The organism is Xanthomonas sp. SHU 199, assembly GCF_000364665.1.
In the GTDB taxonomy this organism is placed as follows: Bacteria; Pseudomonadota; Gammaproteobacteria; order Xanthomonadales; family Xanthomonadaceae; genus Xanthomonas_A; species Xanthomonas_A sontii.
In genome coordinates this window covers 1-5348 of sequence record NZ_AQOI01000375.1, presented here as the reverse complement: position 1 = coordinate 5348, position 5348 = coordinate 1, and the positions used below count along the sequence as shown (strand labels likewise).

Genomic DNA, 5348 nt, shown 5'->3' with positions numbered 1-5348 from the left:
CGGTCCGCCACGCGCCGCGGCGACGCCGGCGGTCGCAACTGTCTACCACCGGCGGCGCGGCGCTCGCTAGAGTCCGAAGCGTCGAGCAACGCCGACGCCCGCTCCCACGCGCGGTTGGCGATCGACGCGCAACCCGGCATCGCGGCCGCCGCAGGGCGCCGCCCCCGCAGCATTCGTCCCCCGATGCTGCCCTGCCGGGCCCGCGCGTTTCCCCCACGCTCGACGCGACAACCGTCTTCAACGCAGTTGCCTTCCACACGGGGTCAGGAGAGCGACATGGACATGTCTTCGGTCCGCTAGGCCGTTTCACGCATCCACAGCAGCGCCGCCGCGTCTCCACGGTGGCGGTGGATGCTGCACTTCCCATCGCGTCTCTCGCTTCGTCTGCGCGCGCAGGCGGATGCGTACGCCCGTGCCTGCGCGCGGCCCTGGCGCGACGGGAACCCTTTCACCGCGGCCGTGCAGCCAGCGCGGGCGTGCGGCCGGTCCGGGGCCAGGGGATGTCCGGACACAGGACGCGGCATCGCCCGCACGCACCGACGCACACAACCGGAGGTCCATCATGCAACTGCCTCATCCGCGCATTCTCGCCATCGCCACCGTGCTGACCCTTGCCAGCGGCGCCGCCTCCGCCGGGCGCTTTCCGGATTTCGGCTACGCGCCGCCCTCTACGTACAAGGGGCCGCTGTTCCAGCTCAGCCAGGACTATCCGCAGCAACCGCCCAGCGGCCCGTTGCCGGCGTTCTTCCAGAAGCTGCCCAAGCCGCTGAGCAACAACTTCGAAGCCTGGCGCGGCTACGCCGATGCCGTGAAGGCCTACTGCCTGGAAGGCAACGTCGAAAGCGACTGGTACGTGCAGAACAACAAGGTGCGGCGCTGGTACCACGCGCCCTGGCAGCACTACGGCCCGCTCGGACGCGAAGGCGTGCACGGGCTGACCAAGGAAGCGCAGATCCAGGTCAAGCAACTGGCGCCGACCCAGCTCACCACCGGCCAGACCTTCGCGGTCGGCATCTACAACGATGTCGGCGCCTACACCTTCGGCCAGGTGTGGAAGGATCCGCAGAACCCGGATCCGAGCTTCACCACCAAGCCCAACACCTTCCGCGACGGCACCGTGGTGTGCAAGGCGCTGTTCGCCGACGTGGACCTGAGCCAGGTGCCGTTCCTGCAGAACCCGGTGCTGTGGAACGCCTGGGTCACCAACAGCTTCAAGTCCGCCGACCGCGCGTTCAAGCAGGTGGCGCTGATCCAGATGGATTTCGCCGTGCGCGACAGCCGCGTGCCCGGCACCGGCTGGATCTTCGGCACCTTCCAGTACAACGGTGCGGTCAGCGGCAAGCCCGGCTGGCAGAACCTGGTGCCGGTGGGCGTGATGTTCGGCAACGATCCGCAGAACACCGGCGACGACTACACCAACAAGCAGCCGACCCAGACCCGGATCAATCCGCGCATCTTGCAGTCGGCGATCAACGCCAAGCCGGAACTGCCGCCGACCCACCTGGGCTGGAACGGCCGCCTCAACGGCCCGGTGGACAATCCGATCAGCTCCTGCATGAGCTGCCACATGACCGCCGAATCGCCGCAACTCTCGCCGATGAACCCCACCTTCCAGGCGCCGGACAAGGTGCCGCCGGTCGGTTCCAAGGAATGGATGCGCTGGTTCCAGAACATCCCGGCCGGACAGCCCTTCGACGCGGCGGCCAAGAGCACCGACTACAGCCTGCAGCTGGCCGGCGGCATCGCCAACTTCTACGACTGGAAGTGCACCCAGGACGGCGTGTTCGTCAGCGGCGGCAACCTGTGCGAGCAGAGCAAGACCTCGCTGAAGCTGATGCGCTCCACCACGCCGCCGCCGACCGTGTACCCGGTCGAGCGCGGGGTGAGCAACCAGGAGCTGGAGTAAGCACCGCAACACCGTGCCTGCCGCGTGCCGTCCTATGGCGCCCGCAGGCACGGCCTGTGCCGAGTGCGGCGCAAGGCGCAGCAATGAGCGGCGTCAGACGTGCTGCCGCCTGCGCTCGCTCAGCCGATCTGCTGGCCGACCCACCAAGTCGTGCCGCCTGGGTCGCGGAAGCCGCCACGCCGGTCCGGATCGTCCTTCTGCACCGGCGCCTGCACCGCCGTGGCACCGGCAGCCAGCGCACGCTGGTAGGTCGCATCCACATCGCGCACGTAGACATGCACATGCGCCGGCACCGCCGGCCAGCCCTCGACCGCATCGCAGAACATCACCACGGTGTCGTCGATGCGCACCTCACCGTGGGCGAGCAGGCCACCCTCACCGGGAATCTGCCGCAAGGGTTCGGCGTCGAACACCGCGACCAGGAACGCGATGGTCCGCTGCGCGCCATCGACAATGAGATACGGCGAGACCGAGGTGTAGCGCTCTGGCTTGAACGACATGAAGAACTCCCGAGGGTCGAGTGTCGCAGGCAGGTCGACGTGTGCGGTGGTGAAGCGCCTCATGCAACGTGCGGCGATGCCAAAAGGCCACTGCGCCGCGGCGTGCAGCCGCGCTCACAGCGCGCAAGTGCTCACCCGAGCTGCCAGAGTGAACGGCACCTCGCCCAGGTCGTCCAGGCCTTCGACATCGAACGCATACACGCCCTTGGCCACGAGCGTCAGTTGCCCGTCGCGCGAGAGGTTGAAGGTCAGCGTGTCGACATCGACCGGGTGGTGCGCGCCGGCCAGGTAAAGTGCGCCGTCGATGTAGCCGTCCTGCGGGTTGCGCGGGAAGTCGAAGCGCTGGCCGGCCAGCTCGCCGAGCCTGAGCGATGGCAGCGCGATGCCGTCCAGGCGGATCGCGGTGTCCACGATCTCGCCGGCGTGCAGGAACGGGCGCAGCAGGATCTCCAGCGAGGCGGCGCCCGGGAGGCCGGACAGGATCGCGTGGCGCGGCTTCAATGCGCTGGGCGAGAACGTCGACATCGCGGCCCCGTCCTCAGTGCTGCGCCACCGGCAACACCACGTCCATCAGCGTGGCGTCGTCCGGATCCGGCGTGGCCTTGAAGCCGAGCTGCCGGCACATCGCCAGCATGGTGCGGTTCTCGCGCAGCACCTGGCCTTCGACCACCTTGAGGCCTAGCCAGCCGGCGTACTCGATCATGATCCGCATCAACTGCCAGCCGATGCCGTGGCCCTTGAGGTCGGAGCGGATCAGGATGCCGTACTCGCCGCGGTCGTAGTCGGCATCGGCATGCAGGCGCACCGCGCCGAGCATGTCGCCGCTGCGCGGCTCGATCGCCACCAGCGCGATCGAGCGCGCGTAGTCGAGCTGGGTCAGGCGCGCAATGAATTCGTGACTGAAATGCTTCACCGCCTGAAAGAAGCGCAGGCGCAGGTCCTCGTCGGTGACGCGGGCGAAGAAGCTGCGGAACAGCGCGTCGTCCTCCGGCCGCACCGGGCGCACGAACGCGGCGCTGCCGTCGTTGAGCACGATGCGCCGTTCCCACTCCTTGGGATACGGGAAGATCGCGAAGCGCGGATGGCCGCGGCCCTTGTGCAGGCGCCGCGACGGCGCCACCGCCACCCGCGCGTCGACCGCGATCACCCCGTCGCGGTCGGCCAGCAGCGGATTGATGTCCAGTTCGCGGATCTCGGGCAGGTCGGCCGCCAGTTGCGCCAGCTTGACCAGCACCATCGCCACCGCACGCTCGTCGGCGGCAGGCACGTCGCGGTAGGCCTTGAGGATGCGGCTGACGCGGGTGCGGCCGATCAGTTCGTGGGCCAGGCGCAGGTCCAGCGGCGGCAGCGCCAGCGCCTTGTCGTCGATCACCTCCACCGCGGTGCCGCCGCGGCCGAACACGATCACCGGGCCGAAGGTGGGATCGTCGGCGATGCCGGCGATCAGTTCGCGCGCCTTCGGCCGCAGCAGCGAGGGCTGCACCAGCACGCCGTCGATGCGCGCGTGCGGTCGCGCGGCGCGTGCGCGGGCGAGGATGCCCTCGGCGGCGTCGCGCACCGCCTCCACGCTGACCAGGTTGAGGCGCACGCCGTCCACGTCGGACTTGTGCGGGATGTCGGCCGAATGGATCTTCACCGCCACCGCCGAGCCTTGCGCCAGCATCGGCGCGGCCACCTGCGCCGCGGCCTCGGCATCGGCGGCGTGCGCCACCGGCGCAGTGGGGATGCCGTAGGCGGCCAGCAATCGCGTGGTCGCCAGCGGATCCAGCCAGGTCTGCCCGGCGGCCAGCGCGGCGTCGACGATTCCGCGCGCGGCGGCGGCGTCGAAGGCGAAATCGTCGGGCAGGCTCGGCGGCGTTTCCATCAGCGCCGCCTGCGCTTCGCGGTAGCGCACCAGGTGCATGAAGCCGCGCACCGCGTCCGCCTCGGTGGCGTAGGTGGGGATGCGCGCGGCGTTGAGCGTGGCGGTGGCGCTCTCGTCGTTGCCCAGCCACACCGCGAACACCGGCTTGTCGCGGTGGTGGCGCGGGCGCTGGCCGAGGATGCGGGTCAGCGCCTGCGCCGCCTCGGCCGAGGAAGTGAACGCGGTGGGCACGTTGACCACCAGCACCGCATCGTTCTCCGGATCCTCCAGCAGCGCACCGGCGGCGGCGGCGTAGCGTTCGCCGTCGGCGTCCACCACGATGTCCACCGGATTGCGATGCGACCATTCCTGCGGCAGCGCCGCGTCCAGTTGCTGCTGAATGGGCGCCGACAGCGCTGCCAGGGTGCCGCCGAGATCGGCCAGCGTATCCACCGCCAGGCGGCCGACGCCGCCACCGTTGCTGAGGATGGCCAGGCGCCGGCCGGGGAAGGTGCTGAGCCGGCCCAGCGTCTCCGCCGCGGCGAACAGTTCGTCCAGCGCGCGCACCCGCAGCAGGCCGGCGCGGGCGAACGCGGCACCATACACCGCATCGGAACTGGCCAGCGCCTGCACGTGGGTGTCGGCGTTGGGATCGATGCGCAATTGCCGGCCCGACTTCACCACCACCACCGGTTTGGCGCGCGCGGCGGCGCGGGCGGCGGACATGAACTTGCGCGCGTCGCGGATGTGTTCGACGTAGAGCAGAATCGCGCGGGTGCGGTAGTCGGTGGCGAAGTAGTCGAGCAGGTCGGCGAAGTCCACGTCCAGCGCGTCGCCCAGCGAGACCACCGCCGAGAAGCCGACCGCGCGCGCCACGCCCCACTCCACCAGCGCCGCGGCGATAGCGCTGGATTCGGAGATCAGCGCCAGGTCGCCCGGCTGCGGGCAGTGCGCGGCGATGCTGGCGTTGAGCCGCGCATGCGGCGCGATCACGCCCAGGCAGTGTGGGCCGAGGATGCGCAGGCCCTTCGCCCGTGCGGCGCTCTCCACCCGCGCCGCGGCCGAGCCCGGCCCGCTGCCGAGCCCGGCGGTGAGGATG

The 5348-nt window shown here is 70.2% G+C and carries 4 protein-coding genes; 1 reads left to right on the top strand and 3 read right to left on the bottom strand.

Annotation, left to right across the window (positions count from 1 at the left end; all coding sequences use genetic code 11):
- The first annotated feature begins 562 nt into the window (after nt 1–562).
- Nucleotides 563–1906, top strand: a complete 1344-nt coding sequence (locus D183_RS0112600; RefSeq protein ID WP_017909308.1) for a hypothetical protein — start codon at nt 563–565, stop codon at nt 1904–1906.
- A gap of 119 nt (nt 1907–2025) precedes the next feature.
- Here D183_RS0112600 and D183_RS0112595 read toward each other — a convergent pair whose 3' ends face one another.
- The 3 genes from D183_RS0112595 to D183_RS0112585 all read right to left on the bottom strand — a co-directional run.
- Entirely contained in the window at nt 2026–2406 is a 381-nt protein-coding gene (locus tag D183_RS0112595) for a VOC family protein (RefSeq protein WP_017909307.1), read from the bottom strand.
- 114 nt (nt 2407–2520) lie between these two features.
- Nucleotides 2521–2931, bottom strand: a complete 411-nt coding sequence (locus D183_RS0112590; protein ID WP_017909306.1) for a hypothetical protein — start codon at nt 2929–2931, stop codon at nt 2521–2523.
- A 13-nt stretch (nt 2932–2944) separates the two neighbouring features.
- Nucleotides 2945–5348, bottom strand: a 2404-nt coding sequence (locus D183_RS0112585; RefSeq protein ID WP_017909305.1) for a bifunctional acetate--CoA ligase family protein/GNAT family N-acetyltransferase, incomplete at its 5' end; no start/stop codon positions are given.

Excerpts from the sequence above, each read along its gene's own strand:
- D183_RS0112595 (WP_017909307.1), bottom strand. The coding sequence starts at position 2,406 with ATGTCGTTCAAGCCAGAGCGCTACACCTCGGTCTCGCCGTATCTCATT.
- D183_RS0112600 (WP_017909308.1), top strand. The coding sequence starts at position 563 with ATGCAACTGCCTCATCCGCGCATTCTCGCCATCGCCACCGTGCTGACC.
- D183_RS0112590 (WP_017909306.1), bottom strand. The coding sequence starts at position 2,931 with ATGTCGACGTTCTCGCCCAGCGCATTGAAGCCGCGCCACGCGATCCTG.